The following is a 15773-nucleotide window of genomic DNA, read 5'->3' as shown; positions in this document are numbered from 1 at the left end:
GAGGGGGACACAGAATGAGGACACCTCTGCTTTCCGGTGTGAACCGTGTGCTGCCCGGCGGCGCCAAGGGCGGCCCGGCGGCGAAGCCGGCAGGAACGCCGCCCAGCACTCGCGCACACCCGGCTCTCCACCAGCAAGGGCCCCTGGACGGCGGCCGGACCGGAGACGACGTACCGGCGGAGTGACGGCCGCGCGCGGTCGACCGCTGCGGACCGCACGGCCCATGGCCTCCGCTGTCGTGAGTCCGTACTGGCGGTCCATCGCCATGCCCACCACACAGGCGGCGAACACTCCCGTCCGCGCCATCCGTTCCTTACGGGCCATTCCTTACGGGCCACTCCTTACGGGGACGGGCAGCCCGCGTCACTCAGACCGCACCGGCCGGAAAGCGTGTCCCGACAGCGACCGACACACGGGGAAGACAAGGTGCTGCGCATTCATTTCACGGATGGGGACCTGGCCCGCGTCCATCTGGCTCTGGAGCCGGATCCGGTCTGGGAGACCCTGCTGGGCCTGCACCAGCTGACCGCGCCACGTCGCGGACTGCCGGTCTTCGCCCCCTGGCGGCGCAACGCCCGCAGGTTGGCCGAGGATCACCTGACGGGCCCGGTCCGGATGCTCTCCGCCCTGGCACCCGCTTCGGCGGGCTACTGGCCCGACTTCCTGACGCCCGGCGCCTCGGCCGACGGTCTGGAAGCCGCGCTGGAGGCACTGCATGCCACTCCACGGGTGCAGCTGCGCCAGGAGATGAACCGGCTTGCCGACACCCACCCGCTGCCGCGTTGGGCACACAGTCTTGCCCGGGGGGAACGGCATGTGATGGAGGAGGTCGCGACGGCGTTCCGGCTGGTGCATCGCACGATCATCGCGCCTGACTGGACCGGGATGGCCGGTACGACCGAGGCCGACCGGGCCCTGCGGACACGCGTCCTGCTCGATCGCGGCGTCCACGGGCTGCTGGACTCCTTCCGCCCTCTGATGGACTGGCGGCCGCCCGTGCTGCACGTGCGCTATCCGCAGGACCGGGACCTCCACCTCGGCGGACGCGGAGTGCGGCTGATCCCCTCCCACTTCTGCTGGAAGACCCCCATCGCCCTGGCCGAGCCCTCCTTGCCCCAAGTCCTGGCCTACCCCGTCGCCCACCCTCCGGCCTGGGCACCGGCGGTCACCCGCGACCGCCGCCCCGAGGCTCTGGTCACCCTGCTCGGCCGGACCCGCGCACGCGTGCTGGCCGCCCTGGACGCCACCGCGTCCACAGGAGAACTCGCCCAACGCCTGAATATCTCCGCCTCCTCGGCGAGCGAACACATCGCTGCCCTGAGGGAAGTCAACCTCGCGCACAGCCAACGCGCCGGCGCCCAGGTCATACACACCCTCACCCCGTTGGGCACCGCGCTCCTCCGCGGCGAACTCCCGCCTCACCCTCCGGCGATCTGAGGGACGCGGTCTTGTCGGATGGCTTCTCACCAGCGGTTTTCGGGTGAGTCCGAAAGGTGGTGTCAGCCGGCCAGGGTTCCTGCACGCTGAGACGCAACCACGCGTTCTGCGCAGACGGGGGAGCGCCGTCACGGTAGGCGAACCGGGGAGAAAACCTCGGCCGTTCAGCCGGAGCGGCGATGTCCGGGATGGACCGGGCGAAGTGCCATGGTCCAGCCGACGTCGGGCACGGACGGCCGCACACGTGCCTGGCCCACTTCCGCGGAACGCGCAGACCACACTCTTCACCGTGCAAGGAGAAATAGATGGCCGCCCATAGGAAACTCTCTGTCGCCCTGGCCTCCGCCGCGCTGGCCGCGGGCTTCTTCGCCTCAGCGGGACCTGCCGCCGCCTCCTCGGCCGACGAGCCCGGCAGTGTCCGTATCACCGGCGAAACCCTGGCCGACGAGCCCGGCAGCGTTCGCATCACCGACACTCCGGACAACCGGGAATTCTGACACCACCGAACCGCAAACCCGTGGCCCCGCCGAACGCTGTCCGGCGGGGCCACGGGTTTACCTGCGACCTGCGGAAACGTGATCACTCCCCAGGCTCTCGCAGAACTCTCACGGATGGTCATTGTGAAGCGGGCGTCATCGGACGGATGGGCGAGACATGCGCGCAGGTGGTTGGCGCGCGGCGGCAGGTTCGAGGCCCGTGGCCGGAGGGTCGGGAACGTTCCCGGCCCTCGGGGCGTTGTAGGCAGTGGTTGTAGTTGAAGTTTGCGAACGTGTAAGCGCCCGCGGAGTTCTGACAGCGGGCGCTTTGTCGTTTTCGGGGGTTTTCTTCGACGGCTGGCGACCAGCAGCCCGGGAGCGTGCGAGCGCGCGTTCCCGCACTACTCGCCATCTCGAAGGAGACATCACATGGCTCAAGGAACCGTGAAGTGGTTCAACCCGGACAAGGGATTCGGCTTCATCGCCCCCGATGAGGGCGGCGCCGACATCTTCGTCCACCACTCGGCGATCGACACGGGCGGCTTCCGCTCCCTGGAGGAGAACCAGCGGGTGGAGTTCACCGCCAGCCAGGGCCCCAAGGGCATGCAGGCCGACCAGGTCCGCGCGCTCTGAGGTCACGCAGTCGAACCACGTTCCGAGGCAGGCCCGCGCCGCGGGCCTGCTTCGTGCTGCCTCCGTACGGTGCCGGATCCGGCACCCCCTCCCCATGCCGGGCAGGCAGCGCCCGTGCACCCCGAAAGGAAACCTGTGGCCACTGACATCAGCGCCCGGAGCACTGATCCGGCGGACTACCCCGCGACGACCGAGTCGGCGCCCGGCAGCCGGGGCAGCGACTACGCCGTGCTGTCCCGCGAGGTGAAGCAGCGCGGGCTGCTGAAGAGGCGACCCGGCTACTACTCCGTCAAGATCGGGGCGAACCTGCTTCTGCTGGCCGCCGGATGGACCGCGTTCGCCCTGATCGGAGAGTCGTGGTGGCAGATGCTGACCGCTGCCTTCCTCGCGGTGATGTTCACCCAGACCGGGTTCATCGGGCACGACGCCGGACATCACCAGATCTCCGGCTCCAAGCGCGTCAACAACCTGCTCGGCCGCGTGCACGCCGACCTGCTGATCGGCCTCAGCTACGGCTGGTGGATCTCCAAGCACAACCGGCACCACTCCCACCCCAACCACGTCGACCGCGACCCGGACATCGAGGACGGCGCGATCGCCTTCACCGAGGACCAGGCCCGTGTACGCAGCGGGGCGTACGCCTGGCTGGCCCGCCACCAGGCCTGGCTGTTCTTCCCGATGCTGCTCCTGGAGGGACTCGCCCTGCACGTCGCCGGCGTGCGGGCGCTGCTCGAGCGCACAGGTGCCCGTACGACGCGAAGGACGAAGCTGGCCGAGGCCGGCCTGCTGACGGCGCATCTCGGCGGCTACCTCGGCGCCGTCTTCTGGGTACTGCCTCCCCTGCAGGCCGTGTGCTTCGTCGCCGTGCACCAAGGGCTGTTCGGGCTGTACATGGGGTGCTCGTTCGCCCCCAACCACAAGGGCATGCCGCTGTTCGCCAAGGACGACAAGATCGATTTCCTTCGTCGACAGGTACTGACCTCACGCAACATCCGCGGCCGACGGCTCACCGACTTCATGCTCGGCGGGCTGAACTACCAGATCGAACACCACCTGTTCCCCTCCATGCCGCGGCCCAGCCTGCGCCATGCCCAAGAACTCGTGCGCTCGTTCTGCGCCCGGCACGGCATCGCCTACCACGAGACCGGGCTCTTCGACTCCTACGCCCAGGTGCTACGGCACCTTCACACGGTCGCCGGCCCGCTGCGCCTGCGCCCCGAGCTGGAGTACTGATCACCTGCCGGCCCCCAGACGGCCCGTACGACGTCGACGTCGGTTAGAGGGCTGGTGAGGCGGGCGACTGTGTCCCTGATGCCTTCGAGCCGGCCGGCCGCGTCACCTTCGTCGGGTGGGTTCGCCGGCCGGCCGAGTCTCACATGTGCACCACGGGCGCCGCGTCCGGGTCGGTGGACGGTACGCCGCGCCGGTAGAGGATCACGCTGATGACCAGGCCGGCGAGGAAGAAGACGGCCGACCACCAGTACGCGGTGGAGTAGCCCTCGAGTCCGGCCTGGGCGAGGACGGCGGGGTCCTTGGGGTTCTTGCCGTCCAGGTAGTCGGTTACGGCGCCGGAGAAGAGGGTGTTGAGCAGAGCCGTGCCCAGCGAGCCGCCGACCTGCTGCATGGTGTTGACGGCCGCGGAGGCGACGCCGGAGTCCTCGGCGGCCACGCCCTCGACGGCCAGGCTCATGGCGGGTGCCATCACCATGCCGAGACCGAGTCCCGCCACGATCAGCGGGGGCAGGATGCCGGTGGCGTACGAGCTGCTCATGTCGAGGCCGGTCAGCCAGATCATGCCGGCGGCCGCGGTGCCCATGCCGAGTGGCACGATCGTCTTGGGGCCGATACGGGGGATGAGCACCGTGGAGGCGAGGGTGGCAGCGAGCATGAGCGCGGCGGTCATCGGCAGGAAGGCCAGGCCGGTCTTGACGGGCGTGTAGCCCAGGCTCTGCTGCAGGTAGTAGGTGAGGAAGAGGAAGACCCCGAACATGCCGGCGCCGGTGATCAGGATGGCGATGAAGGAGGCGCCGCGGTTGCGGTCGAGCAGGACGCGCAGGGGCAGCAGGGGGTGGCTGGAGCGGGTCTGCCACCAGGTGAACGCGGCGAGCAGTACGGCGCCGGCGAGCAGGTAGCCCCAGGTCTGCACGGAGCTCCAGTCGTGGCTTTCGGCGTTGGCGAAGCCGTAGACGATGCAGAACAGTCCGCTGCCGACGAGGATCGCGCCGGGGATGTCGATGGTGGCGGTCTTGTCGCGGGTGGTGCGCTGCAGCAGAAGGGCGCCGCCGACGAAGGCGACCGCGGCGAAGACGAGGTTGACGTACATCGTCCAGCGCCAGTCGAAGTACTCCGTGAGCAGGCCGCCGAGCAACAGCCCGATCGCGCCGCCGGCCCCGGCGATCGCACCGTAGACACCGAAGGCCCTGGCGCGTTCCTTGGCGTCGGTGAAGGTCGTCGTCAGCAGGGACAGGGCCGCCGGAGCGAGCAGGGCGCCGAACACGCCCTGTCCGGCACGCGCGGCGATGAGCACCTCGAAGCTGCCCGCCGCGCCGCCCAGGGCGGAGGCGCCGGCGAAGCCGACCAGGCCGACCAGGAAGGTCATCTTGCGGCCGAAGAGGTCGGCTATACGTCCGCCGAGCAGGAGCAGGCTGCCGAAGGCGAGCGCGTATGCGGTGACCACCCACTGGCGGTCCCCGTCGGAGAAGCCCAGGTCCTTCTGGGCCGAGGGCAGGGCGATGTTCACGATCGTCGCGTCCAGGACCACCATCAGCTGGGCTATGCCGATGACGGCGAGGATCCACCAGCGGTGACGGGGTGGTGTGTCGGCGGTCGGGAGCGCGGACACGGTGGCCGTACCGGCCGTGTCCTCGGAGGTTTTGGGCATGACGAAACTCCAGAAGAAGCGAGGCAAGGGGATAGGGCGGTGCCGGGTGGCGGGACGGCTGCGTCGATGGAGCTCGTCATCTGGTCCGGCCGACGCGGGAGCCGCTGAGTCGGCTGGGTCTCCACATCGTCTGACGGATGTCAGATTAGCCTGAATCTGACGCGTGTCAAGTAAACTGGCCGAGGCCCCCTAAGATGGCCGGCGCAGTACGCGGCGCACAGGCCCGTACAAGCAGTACGCGGCGCACAGGCACGTACACGCAGCAATGGAGGAACCGGTGGGAGCAACAGCCGAATCCGCTCGACGGCCGGGCCGCCCCGGCGCGCACACCCCCGCGGTGCCCGAGGAGCAGAGCATCCTGCAGCGAGGGCTGGAAGCCTTCGCCGAGCTGGGCTACGACCATGCCTCCGCGCGCGAACTGGCCCGCCGCCTGGGCGTCAGCCACAACTTCATCAACGACCGGTACGGATCCAAGGCCGCGTTCTGGCGCGCGGTGGTGGACGCCGCCCTGGGGGCGCAGATGGCGAAGCTGCCGCAGCCGGACCCCTCGCTCGACGAGGCCGAGCAGCTGCGGCAGATGGTCACCGGCTTCTACCTGACGGCGGCGAACGATCCACGGGTCGGACGGCTCTTCGTCAACGAGTTCACCCTCGACACCGAGCGGCTGGACTACCTGTACGAGAACTACCTCGGCCCGATCCTGCAGACGTTGGTCTCCGTCATCGACAAGCTCGTGGCTGCCGGACGTATGACACCCGTACCGATCGACGTGCTGTTCTTCGCCGTCATCCCACCCGTCTCGGGAATGGTGGAGACGCCTCTGGCCCGGCGCATGGGCAGGCCCGACCCCGAATCACCGCAGCAACTCACGGCCACGGCAGGGGCGTTGGCGAATCTGGTGGTCAACGGACTGCTCGCGACCGGTTCGGGGACCGGCCGCTGAGCTGCCCCCGGGTGTCTCGTCGGCGGTGACGAGACACCCGGCGCCTGTGTGGCTCAGGGCGTGGTCAGTTCGTAGAAGCCCCTGCCGAACGTCGCGGCCAGCAGGCGGCGGTGTTCCGCGTCGTACTCGATGTCGTCGACCGGTACCTGAGGCATGCCGCGGCCGAGGCGCAGCCAGCGGTTGCCGCCCGCGATGCTGGTGAACACGCCCTGGTCGGTTGCCGCGTAGAGGCTGCCGCCCCGTGCCACGACCAGGTCGTTGACGGGCGCCGCCGGGAGGTTGCCCGACAGGTTCCGCCACCGCTTGCCGCCGTCGGTGCTGCCGTACACGTGGGGGAGTGGGGAGCCGGAGCGGTAGCCGGAGTGCGTGGTCCAGACGCGGTGGGGGTTCTTCGGGTCGACGACCACGCGGGTCACCCAGGGGCGTCCCTCGGCCAGTTTCGTCCAGGTCGCCCCGAGGTTCCTGGTGACCCAGACGCGGCCGTCGTCCGTGCCGGCGTACACGGTGCGTCCGTCGGATGCCGGGGCGATCGAGGTGATGGTGCCGTAGTTGGGGTAGATCGGGTCGGTGCCCGGGCCGCCCGACAGATCGGGGCTGATGGGCTGCCAGGTCTGGCCGCCGTCGGTGGAGCGGTTGAGCACCTCGGAGCCGTAGTAGAGGGTCTGCGGGTCGCGCGGGTCGAATTCCATCGGCGTGAACCAGTTGCGGCGCTGGAACGTCGTTTTGTCCGCGAAGTACGTGAGGGTGTCGCCGCCGTCGGTGGAGGAGAAGCAGTTGCCGTACTGGTAGCAGGCGAAGACGTTGTTCACGTCGGTGGGGTTGATCAGGTTCTCCTCGCCGTCGCCGCCGAGGTATTCGTTGAAACCATCTCCGCCCCAGGAGCGCAGCGAGCCGTTGTCCTGCGTCCCGCCCGAGATCCTGGTGACGTCCTGCGGGGTGATCGCCGCGCTGTAGAGCTGGGTGTACGGCTGGTGGCGGGACTTGACCCAGCCGCCGTCGCCGTTCGCGTCGGAGCGGTAGACGCCGCCGTCGTTGCCGAGGTAGACGCGGCTGGGGCGGCGCGGGTCCCACACCATGGCGTGATGGTCGACGTGCATGCTCGTGTCGTCGGCCGTCCAGGTGTCGCCGCCGTCCTTCGTGGTCAGCAGGGCGACCCCGGCCACATGGACGTGCTCGGTGTCCTTGGGGTCGATCCACACCTTGCCGAACCACCAGCCGAAGGAGGACTGGGAGTTGGTGAGGTCCTCGTTGGCCGGGGTGCGGGTCCAGGTGTCGCCGCCGTCGGTGGAGGCGTAGAAGCCCTCAAAGGAGCCGTTGGCCTTGTTGACGATGGCGTAGAGCCGGTCGCCCGCGACGCCCAGGCCGATACGTCCCACGTCGGGGCCCTGGGCGGGCAGTCCGCCGCCGAGCCGATCCCAGCTCTCGCCGCCGTCCGTGGAGCGGAAGACGCCGGAGCCGACACCGCCGTACGTCCGCAGATCGGGGCGGCGGCGTTTGTCCCACAGCACGGCGTACATGCGGTCGCCGTCCAGCACGATCTCGGTGGCGCCGGTGAACTCGTTGGCGCCAGCGAGGATCCGCTCCCAGGTGGCGCCGCCGTCCTCCGAGCGGTACACGCCCCGGTCGCCGCCGCCGTTGTAGAGAGACCCCGCGGCGGCCACATAGATGCGGCGGGGATCGGCCGGGTCGATGGTGATGGCGCTGATCGCACCGGAGTCACGCAGGCCGATCGGCTTCCAGGTCCGGCCCCCGTCCTTGCTCCGGTACAGCCCCGTCCCTTCGTACGTGATGCTGCCGCCGCCCGGATTCGGCTCACCGGTGCCCACGTACAGCGTGCCGTCCGGGGCGGTGGCGACCGCGCCCATGGCCTGCGTCCAACTGTCGGGCCACACCGAGTGGAACGTCGCCCCGGCGTCGGTGCTGCGCCACAACCCACCGCTCGCGGCCGCCGCGTACAGGGTGTCCGCGCGCTTCGGGTCGAGCGCGAGGGACACGATCCGGCCGCCGATGTTGGTGGGCCCGACGCCCTTCCAGCGCCCGCCCACGGTGGGCAGTTCGCGCGCCTGCGCGGCGGCCAGCTCGTGCGCGTGGCGCGGAATCGACTCTCCCGGCACGGTCTTCTGCATATAGCGGTACTCCGCCGGGGCGGACGGCCCACGCACGGGCCGGTAGACATCGCCCGGCGGGGGAGGCGCCGCGGCTCCCGACGCGCCTGACACCGGTGCCGTGGCCGTCGGCGGTGCCGCGGCGGCCGGTGCGACGAGTAACGCGGCACTGGTGGCCGCGGCGAGAACCAGCGAAAGCAGAGCTCTGCCCATAAGACCCTTCCCAACGTCATGCCCACAACAAACAGCAACGACGTTACGAGAGAAGGGAGTTGAGCAGAAGTGCGCGAGTGAGCCCCTGTGACGCCCCGGGGTCTCCCGAGCCCGGGGCGTACCGCGCGTCGGCTTACAGCAGGCTTACAGAACCTTGCGCTGCACCAGCCACGAGAGCACCAGCATCCCCGGCAGCAGCGGCACCCAGATCGTCAGGACCCGGTAGCCGATGATCGTTGCTGTGGCCAGGCTCATGGGGGCGCCGAAGAGGACCATGGTGAAGATCAGGGCCGCGTCGATGGGGCCGATGCCGCCCGGTGCGGGTACGGCCCCGGCCGCCGTACTGGCGACGAGGAGCGCGAACGTCACCTGTGCCCAGCTCAGCGGCAGCCCCAGCGCGAAGCCGACCGAGGCGATCACACTGGCCTGGAGCAGCGGGGTGGCGGCGGCTCCGCCCCAGAGCGCGAGGACGCGGCAGGGCCGGGTGTGCAGGATCCGTGCGTCGGTCAGGGCGGTGCGTACGAAATTCAAGATCGGCCGACGCAGCGGGTGTACGAACTTCAGGAGCAGCGCGGCCACGGCCACTGTGAGGCCCGCGCCCCCGGCGATCAAGTGCAACGTCCGCTCGTCCGGGACGAGTTCAGCGAGCCCCAGCATGCCCGGGAAAGCCACGAGGAAGACGAGGAGGACCACCGTCTTCGCCAGCGGTTTGACCAGCGAGTACAGCGCGAGCGAGGCGGTGCCCCTGGTGAGGGAGATGCCCTGCCGCTGGAGGAAGCGGAGGGTGACGGCGTGGGCGCCGATGCTCGCCGGGAGTACATGGTTCGCGGTGCCGGCGGCGACCTGGGAGGCGAGCAGCAGCCCCGGTGGGAGCCGTTCGGGCACGGCGCCCTGCCGGACGCAGGCGGCCGCCACCCAGCCCATGCACATGAAGAAGAACGCGGACAACAGCCACAAGGGGTCGGCGGAGGCCAGCTGGACGGCGCCGTCGGACACGGTTCGCCAGTCGAACGCCGCCCAGACCGCGACCAGCAGCAGGGGGAGCAGGCTCAGCGCCCGTAGGGAGTGGCGGCTGTAGGAGGGGGAGCGGGTGGGGGTGAGGTCGGGGCCGGGGGTGGTGACGGGGAGTGGCCCGGGGAGCGGCCCGGGGAGTTTGTCGAGCGGGAGCAAGGACACAGGGCACGTCGTCCTTTCGCGTCACGACCGTGGGGGCGGCCGTGGCGGATTCAAGGCAAGGCAAAACGGGGACAGCGGGAACCGTTCCCTCCCGGTGTGACGGCACGGTGTCCTGGAGCCGAAGGGGCGCCAGCGGGCGGGCGACGGTGCCGGTGATGATGCCCTGTTTCCGTGGCAAGAATGGCTCTCTGTGTCCTTTGTCTCTTTACGCCCCGTCTGGTCTTGTCTTCTTACGACTCTTCTTACGGCGCAGGGGCTCTTGTTTACTCACGACGCCGATGCTCGAGTTTCCTTACGACAGTTTTCTTACGAAAGTCCTTACGACGCCGAAGCCTTCGCCGAAGCCGCTATCAACTGGTCCAGCAGAGCGATCAGTACATCCCGGGAGGACTCGCGCTCGCGGGCGTCGCAGAGCAGCACCTGGGTGCCCTCCGGCAGCGCAAGGGAGTCCCGGATCTCCTCGGGCGTGTACGGATGCTTCCCGTAGAAGCCGTTGACGCCGACGACGAAGGGGATGCCCCGCCGCTCGAAGAAGTCGATCGCGGCGAAGCTGGACTCGGGTCTGCGGACGTCGAGGAGGACCACGGCCCCCAGTGCGCCGATGGCGAGGTCGTTCCACATGAACCAGAACCGCTGCTGTCCGGGCGTACCGAAGAGATACAGCACCAGGTCCCGGCCCATGGTGATCCGGCCGAAGTCCAGCGCCACGGTGGTGGCCGTCTTCCCGGCGAGGCCCTGAAGGTCGTCGACGCCCAGGCTCGCCGAGGTCAATCGCTCCTCCGTGCGCAGAGGGACGATCTCGCTGACCGAGCCGACCATGGTGGTCTTCCCGACCCCGAAGCCGCCGGCGATCAGGATCTTGACCGTGTCCGGTGCCGAGGTCCCCTGGACCGCGGCCCTTGAAGTCCTAGGTGCTGGAGTCCCGTTGACGGGTGCGTCAGAGCCGGCCAAGGCCGTCCCTCACTTTCTGCAGCAGGTCCCGGTCCAGGGTCCCGGAGGCGGGACAGGGCGGATGGACGGTGATCCGGCCCGCCGCCAGCAGATCGCAGAGCATGATGGAGACCACGCTCACCGGCAGGTCGAGATGGGCCGCCAACTCGGCGACGGCGATCGGCTCGGCGCACAGCCGCAGGATCCGGGCATGCTCCGGCTGCGTCCGGGCGGCCCAGGCGGGCGGCGGGTCCACCGCGGACACCGTCGTGATGAGGGAGAAGTCACTGCGGTCGGGGCTGGTCCGGCCGCCGGTCAGCGCGAACGGCCGTACGAGACGGCCGGCCGCCTCGCCTCCGCTCACCTCACTCGCCGCGGTCGGCGGCGACCGGGCCGCGCGGCGCCGCGCTCAGGTGCTCGCCGATCTTCTTGACGAGCAGGTTCATCTGGTAGGCCACCACGCCGACGTCAGCGCCCTGGTGGGTGAGCACGGCGAGATGGGCGCCGGTTCCGGCGGCGGTGATGATCAGGTAGCCGTTGCGCATCTCGATGAGCGCCTGGCGTACGGGGCCGCCGCGGAAGTCCATGCTGACGCCCTTGCTGAGGCTCACCAGGCCGGAGGCGGTCGCCGCCAGCCGCTCGGCGTCGTCGCGCAGGAACGCCGTGGACCGGCTGACGACCAGTCCGTCGTCGGAGAGTACGACGGCGTGGTTCACCTCTGCGACCCGGTCCACCAGTCCGGTGAGCAGCTGGTCGAGCTGGCTGTGCGTGGCGGGGATGGGGCGTGTCATTTCTGTGTCCTTCATGAGCGGTCTGCCGGCGGAGTCGAGGTGACGGTTCTTCCGGGGACGGGGACCTGCGTACCTGGGCTCGCTGGTGGGGCTTCCTCTCCTGCGTTTCCTGGTTCTTCCGGTTCGTTTCTTCCTTCGTTGTACGTCCACTCCTCACCGTCGTCACGGGCCCGAAGCGTCCCGCGCTGGAATCCGGACAACGAGGAGGCCGCGCGCTCCGCGTCGAAGTCGTCGAGCGGGTCGTCGGTGCGGGCGGGCGCGGAGTCTTCGCGCAGCTCGTCGGCGAGGCTGGTTTGCGGTACGCGGCGGGGTAGGGGAGGGGGGTCGCTGCGCTGGCTTGAGCCGGGGTCTGAGCCGGAGCTTGGCGTGGTTCCGGAACCCGGGCTGGACCCGGACCCGGCCACGGAGCCCCGGCCGGACCCGTCCACGGAGCCCGCGCTGGACCCGGCCACGGAACCTCGGCCGGACCCGGACCCGGACCCGGACCCGGCCACGGGGCCCGCGGCGGACCCGGACCCGGCTCCGGAACCCTGGCTGGACCCGGGCCCGGCCACGGAGCCCGCGCCGGGCTCGGCGGTATCGGCCGTCCGCGGCCGGGTTTCGGGCCGGGCCGCGCGGCTGCGCGCGTGGCTGTGCCGATCGGGGCCCTGCCTGTCGGCCGAGCCGGGTCCGGTCGAGCCAGGTTCGGCCGAGCCCAGTCCGGGTGTACCGGTCGAGCCCGGACCTGCCGAGCCCGGTCCTGCCGAGCCCGATCCGGGCTCGCCCGGGCCTGCCGAGCCCGATCCGGGCTCGCCCGGTCCTGCCGAGCCCGATCCGGGCTCGCCCGGGCCTGCCGAGCCCGGGCCGGGCGTACCCGTCGAGCTCTCCGCGAGTGCCGCGGCTGGCTCGGCGTCTTCCTCGGGCTCCCTAGCCGACCGGGTTTCCGTGCCCGTCAGGGCAGGGACAGCCGCTTCGCCCGCCGAAGCGTCCGCCGCGACCGGGCCGGAGGCGTCCGTATCCGCCGTCGGCCCCTCTCGCACCACGATGTCGTGCGGCACCAGCACGATCGCCGTCGTGCCGCCGTACGGAGACGATCGCAGCGTTACGGCGATACCGTGCCGGGTCGCGAGGCGGGCGATCACGAACATGCCGAGCCGGAGATCGTCGGCCAGCGCCACCACGTCGAACTGCGGCTCCACCGCCAACTGGGCGTTGAACGCCTCGTAGTCGTCCTCGGACATCCCCAGACCGCGGTCCTCGATCTCGATGGCCAGGCCCTTGGCCACCATCGCGGCCCGTACCCCGACCGGGCTGGGAGCGGGCGAGTAGGCGGTCGCGTTGTCGATGAGTTCGGCCAGCAGATGGATGACGTCCGCCACCGCGGGCGGGGCGAGATATACCTCCTCGTCGGTGTGCACCTCCACCCGCTGGTACTCGGCGACCTCGCCGACGGCACTGCGCAGGATGTCGATCAGCGCGACCGGTTCGGTCCAGCTGCGTCCCGGCCGCTCGCCGCTGATGATGACGAGGTTCTCCTCGTAACGGCGCAACTGGCTGGCGTTGGAGTCGAGTTCGTACAGGCCCTTGAGGATCTGCGGGTCCTGGTGTTCGCGTTCCAGCGAATCGAGCTTGCTGAGCTGGAGGTTGACCAGGTTCTGGCTCTGCCGGGCGATCCCCAGGATCACCTTTTGGAAGCCGCGCCGGGTGTCGGCGAGTTCCACCGCCGTATGGACCGCCGTGCGCTGGGCGGTGTTGAACGCCTGCGCCACCTGGCCGAGTTCGTCCCGGCCGTAGTCCAGCGGGGGCGCGGCGGAGTCCACGTCGACCTTCTCGCCCCGGTCGAGCCGTGCGACCACATCGGGCAACCGCTCCTGCGCCAGGCTCAGCGTGGCCATCCGCAGCCCGCGCATCCGCCGGAACAGCGAGCGGGTGATGCGCCAGGACAGTACGACGCTCAGCAGCAGCGCTACGAATCCGCCGACGCTCAGGAGGGCGGCCTTGACCAGCAGGTCATGGGCCTCATCACTACTGCGGTCGAGCAGCTCCGTGGTCTGCCGTTGGATCAACTCCGGGTACTGGACGGTCAGTTGCCCCATCGCGTCGTTCCACTGCTGCCGTGCGTCCGGCAGGTTGACCTTCCGGGCGTCGCCTCTGCCGGTGACCGGTGCCTCGAGCACCTGGGCCTCGATGGCCTCCAGGTTCTTCCAAGCCGACCCCTGGAGGATGCGCTCGGTCTGCGACTTCACCGAGCCGGTCAGAGAGTGGATGATCTGGTCCTCCACCAGCCAGCGCCGGGCGTTCACCAACTGGACGAAGGCGGCGTGCGACTCCTCGTCCAGCTCGTCGGACGGCCAGGCCAGGGTGAGCAGGGTGTTCTCCTGGGAGACCAGTTCCGCGGCGTGTTCCAGCGCGACGAGCGGTTCGGCCTGTGAGGTGAGGTCGCCGTCGTCGACCTTGGAGAGCTCCTGGAAGGCGTGGATCTGGTCGTCGATGATCGCGGTGTACTGGTCCAGTGCCTGCGCACCGCTGATGCCTTTGCTGTCGCCGACGTGACCCTGGTCGATCTGGTTCCGGTAGAACTCCAGGCTTCCCGCGGCGGCGATGACCGAATACAGCCGGTCTCCTATACGTTCGGGAGCCCTGTCGATCGCTTCCGACCGGCCGATCAGTTTGGCGACCTGCGCGTCCGTACGTTCCCGCTGCTTGTCGAGGGCGGCCCTGGAGCCGCCGGGATCGGCCAGCCAGGCGGCCGACAGGCTCCGTTCCCGTTGCAACGCGAGCGTCGCGTCGGTGCCCATGGCGCCGGTCGACCTGCTCAGCTCCGTCTGGGCCCGCAGCCGTAGCCCCTCGGAGAACATCTGCGTGGTCGTCACCCCCCACATCGCGGCGAGGGTGACGCTGGGGACCAAGGCCAGAAGGATCAGGGAGAGACGTATGGAACCGAGACGGCGGGGACCTGTCCGTGGAGACATCGTCGTCCTAGTAGTGCGAGGAGCGATGAACTGTGAGCTATGAGCGGTGAGCGGGCGGTATGGGGCAAAGGGGAGACGGGCGGCGATGCGAAGGCGGTGGGTGGCCGCGTGTCCGACATCACACAAGGGGTGCGCAGGATGCTATCCGTACCAGCGTCCGTACGCACCGTGAGAGACCTAAAACCTTGGTGATGGACCGGTAAGAGAGCGATCTGTGACCGTACGCTAACTCCCCGTCCGCAGCCGCTCGTTGAGGACCACCGCGATCTCCGGAAATCTTGTTCCTCCACCGCGTCGCCTCGTGGGAATGTGCCGTCATGAGACCTGATACCAGTACCGATGTCCTGCGCTACGCCGCTTTCACCCCGGAGGGGTCCGGCGCTGACGGTGGCAATCCCGCCGGGATCGTTCTGGACGCCGCCGGGCTTGACCCCGACCGGATGCTGGCCCTTGCCGCTGAGGTCGGTTACTCGGAGACGGCGTTCGTCACGGCGCGGGACGAGGCCGGTCGCCGCTTCCGGGTGCGGTACTTCAGCCCTCTCGTCGAGGTTCCGTTCTGCGGGCACGCCACCGTGGCGACGGCCGTGGCGCTCGCCGAGCGGGAGGGGCCCGGGGAGTTCGTCTTCGACACCCCGGCCGGAGAGATCCCGGTGTCCACGACCGCCGACCCCGACGGGACGGTGCGCGCCACCCTCACCAGCGTCCCCACCCGCTCCCGCCCGGCCACCCCGGACGAGACGGCCCCGGCGCTCGCCGCACTGCGCTGGGCCGAGGCCGACCTGGACCCCGAACTGCCGCCACACGTCGCCTTCGGCGGAGCCGAGCACCTCGTCCTCGCCGTCGCCTCCCGCGCCCGGCTGGCGGATCTCGCGTACGACTTCGACGGCCTCGCCGACGTGATGCGGCAGCATGGCTGGACCACGCTCCAACTGGTCTGGCGCGAGGCGCCCGACCTCTTCCACGCCCGCGACCCGTTCCCGGTCGGGGGCGTGGTGGAGGACCCCGCGACGGGAGCGGCGGCCGCCGCCTTCGGCGGTTACTTGCGCACCCTTGGCCTGGTCCGGGAGCCGATGACGCTCACGGTCCGCCAGGGCGAGGACATGGGGCGCCCCAGCGAACTGCTCGTGGACGTCGACCCGACGGATCCGCGGGTGCGGGTCACCGGGCGGGCGCGTCCGATCGGTGACCCGCGGTAGCGCTCCGCGCCAGGCGCTCCGCGCGAGGGGCAGTATTAAAA

The 15773-nt window shown here is 69.9% G+C and carries 14 protein-coding genes; 7 read left to right on the top strand and 7 right to left on the bottom strand.

The features are described 5' to 3' along the window. The first annotated feature begins 14 nt into the window (after positions 1-14). The 5 genes from ACQEVY_RS10745 to ACQEVY_RS10725 all read left to right on the top strand — a co-directional run bounded on the left by ACQEVY_RS10745 (position 15) and on the right by ACQEVY_RS10725 (position 3779). On the top strand, positions 15-185 hold the full coding sequence (locus tag ACQEVY_RS10745) for a hypothetical protein (protein ID WP_432947216.1): 171 nt from the start codon (positions 15-17) through the stop codon (positions 183-185). 241 nt (positions 186-426) lie between these two features. Beyond that, positions 427-1437 (top strand): winged helix-turn-helix domain-containing protein, encoded by a 1011-nt coding sequence (locus ACQEVY_RS10740; protein WP_432947214.1) that lies wholly within the window; start codon positions 427-429, stop codon positions 1435-1437. Positions 1438-1742: 305 nt separating this feature from the next. Further along, positions 1743-1934: a hypothetical protein gene (locus tag ACQEVY_RS10735; RefSeq protein ID WP_432947212.1), complete on the top strand. Its 192-nt coding sequence runs from the start codon at positions 1743-1745 to the stop codon at positions 1932-1934. Positions 1935-2342: 408 nt separating this feature from the next. Further along, positions 2343-2546, top strand: coding sequence for a cold-shock protein (locus ACQEVY_RS10730; RefSeq protein ID WP_344388916.1), 204 nt, complete (start codon positions 2343-2345; stop codon positions 2544-2546). Between the two features lie 135 nt (positions 2547-2681). Then, positions 2682-3779, top strand: a complete 1098-nt coding sequence (locus ACQEVY_RS10725) for a fatty acid desaturase family protein (RefSeq protein ID WP_432947209.1) — start codon at positions 2682-2684, stop codon at positions 3777-3779. 139 nt (positions 3780-3918) lie between these two features. On the opposite strand, the gene ACQEVY_RS10720 is transcribed toward ACQEVY_RS10725, so the two are convergent. After that, positions 3919-5427 carry an MFS transporter gene (locus ACQEVY_RS10720; RefSeq protein WP_432947207.1) on the bottom strand — a complete coding sequence of 503 codons (1509 nt, stop codon included), beginning with the start codon at positions 5425-5427 and terminating at the stop codon, positions 3919-3921. 277 nt (positions 5428-5704) lie between these two features. Here ACQEVY_RS10720 and ACQEVY_RS10715 point away from each other — a divergent pair, with 277 nt between their 5' ends. Then, complete coding sequence (locus tag ACQEVY_RS10715; RefSeq protein WP_432947205.1) at positions 5705-6370, top strand: TetR/AcrR family transcriptional regulator; 666 nt, start codon at positions 5705-5707, stop codon at positions 6368-6370. Between the two features lie 53 nt (positions 6371-6423). Here the strand turns inward: ACQEVY_RS10715 and ACQEVY_RS10710 are convergent, their stop codons facing one another. From ACQEVY_RS10710 to ACQEVY_RS10685, 6 genes are all read right to left on the bottom strand, one after another. Beyond that, entirely contained in the window at positions 6424-8688 is a 2265-nt protein-coding gene (locus ACQEVY_RS10710) for a WD40/YVTN/BNR-like repeat-containing protein (protein WP_432947203.1), read from the bottom strand. Positions 8689-8832: 144 nt separating this feature from the next. Beyond that, on the bottom strand, positions 8833-9864 hold the full coding sequence (locus ACQEVY_RS10705; protein WP_432947201.1) for a lysylphosphatidylglycerol synthase transmembrane domain-containing protein: 1032 nt from the start codon (positions 9862-9864) through the stop codon (positions 8833-8835). Between the two features lie 318 nt (positions 9865-10182). Continuing rightward, positions 10183-10815, bottom strand: coding sequence for a GTP-binding protein (locus ACQEVY_RS10700; protein WP_432947199.1), 633 nt, complete (start codon positions 10813-10815; stop codon positions 10183-10185). Continuing rightward, entirely contained in the window at positions 10802-11158 is a 357-nt protein-coding gene (locus ACQEVY_RS10695) for a DUF742 domain-containing protein (RefSeq protein WP_432947197.1), read from the bottom strand. Before ACQEVY_RS10695 ends, ACQEVY_RS10700 begins: the two co-directional genes overlap by 14 nt. A gap of 1 nt (position 11159) precedes the next feature. Next, complete coding sequence (locus ACQEVY_RS10690; RefSeq protein WP_328767984.1) at positions 11160-11585, bottom strand: roadblock/LC7 domain-containing protein; 426 nt, start codon at positions 11583-11585, stop codon at positions 11160-11162. An 11-nt stretch (positions 11586-11596) separates the two neighbouring features. Beyond that, positions 11597-14536 carry a nitrate- and nitrite sensing domain-containing protein gene (locus ACQEVY_RS10685; protein ID WP_432947194.1) on the bottom strand — a complete coding sequence of 980 codons (2940 nt, stop codon included), beginning with the start codon at positions 14534-14536 and terminating at the stop codon, positions 11597-11599. Between the two features lie 317 nt (positions 14537-14853). Between ACQEVY_RS10685 and ACQEVY_RS10680 the strand changes: the two genes are divergently transcribed. Further along, entirely contained in the window at positions 14854-15732 is an 879-nt protein-coding gene (locus ACQEVY_RS10680; RefSeq protein WP_432947192.1) for a PhzF family phenazine biosynthesis isomerase, read from the top strand. Positions 15733-15773: the final 41 nt, after the last annotated feature.

This window comes from Streptomyces sp. CA-288835 (genome assembly GCF_050936385.1).
In the GTDB taxonomy this organism is placed as follows: Bacteria; Actinomycetota; Actinomycetes; order Streptomycetales; family Streptomycetaceae; genus Streptomyces.
Note: the sequence above shows the minus strand (reverse complement) of the source record. Positions and strands in the feature narration are given on the sequence as shown.

What these genes read in the sequence shown, in the direction of transcription:
- ACQEVY_RS10710 (WP_432947203.1), bottom strand. Translation starts at nt 8,688, where the DNA reads ATGGGCAGAGCTCTGCTTTCGCTGGTTCTCGCCGCGGCCACCAGTGCC.
- ACQEVY_RS10680 (WP_432947192.1), top strand. Translation starts at nt 14,854, where the DNA reads ATGAGACCTGATACCAGTACCGATGTCCTGCGCTACGCCGCTTTCACC.
- ACQEVY_RS10735 (WP_432947212.1), top strand. Translation starts at nt 1,743, where the DNA reads ATGGCCGCCCATAGGAAACTCTCTGTCGCCCTGGCCTCCGCCGCGCTG.
- ACQEVY_RS10745 (WP_432947216.1), top strand. Translation starts at nt 15, where the DNA reads ATGAGGACACCTCTGCTTTCCGGTGTGAACCGTGTGCTGCCCGGCGGC.
- ACQEVY_RS10690 (WP_328767984.1), bottom strand. Translation starts at nt 11,585, where the DNA reads ATGACACGCCCCATCCCCGCCACGCACAGCCAGCTCGACCAGCTGCTC.
- ACQEVY_RS10730 (WP_344388916.1), top strand. Translation starts at nt 2,343, where the DNA reads ATGGCTCAAGGAACCGTGAAGTGGTTCAACCCGGACAAGGGATTCGGC.
- ACQEVY_RS10720 (WP_432947207.1), bottom strand. Translation starts at nt 5,427, where the DNA reads ATGCCCAAAACCTCCGAGGACACGGCCGGTACGGCCACCGTGTCCGCG.
- ACQEVY_RS10685 (WP_432947194.1), bottom strand. Translation starts at nt 14,536, where the DNA reads ATGTCTCCACGGACAGGTCCCCGCCGTCTCGGTTCCATACGTCTCTCC.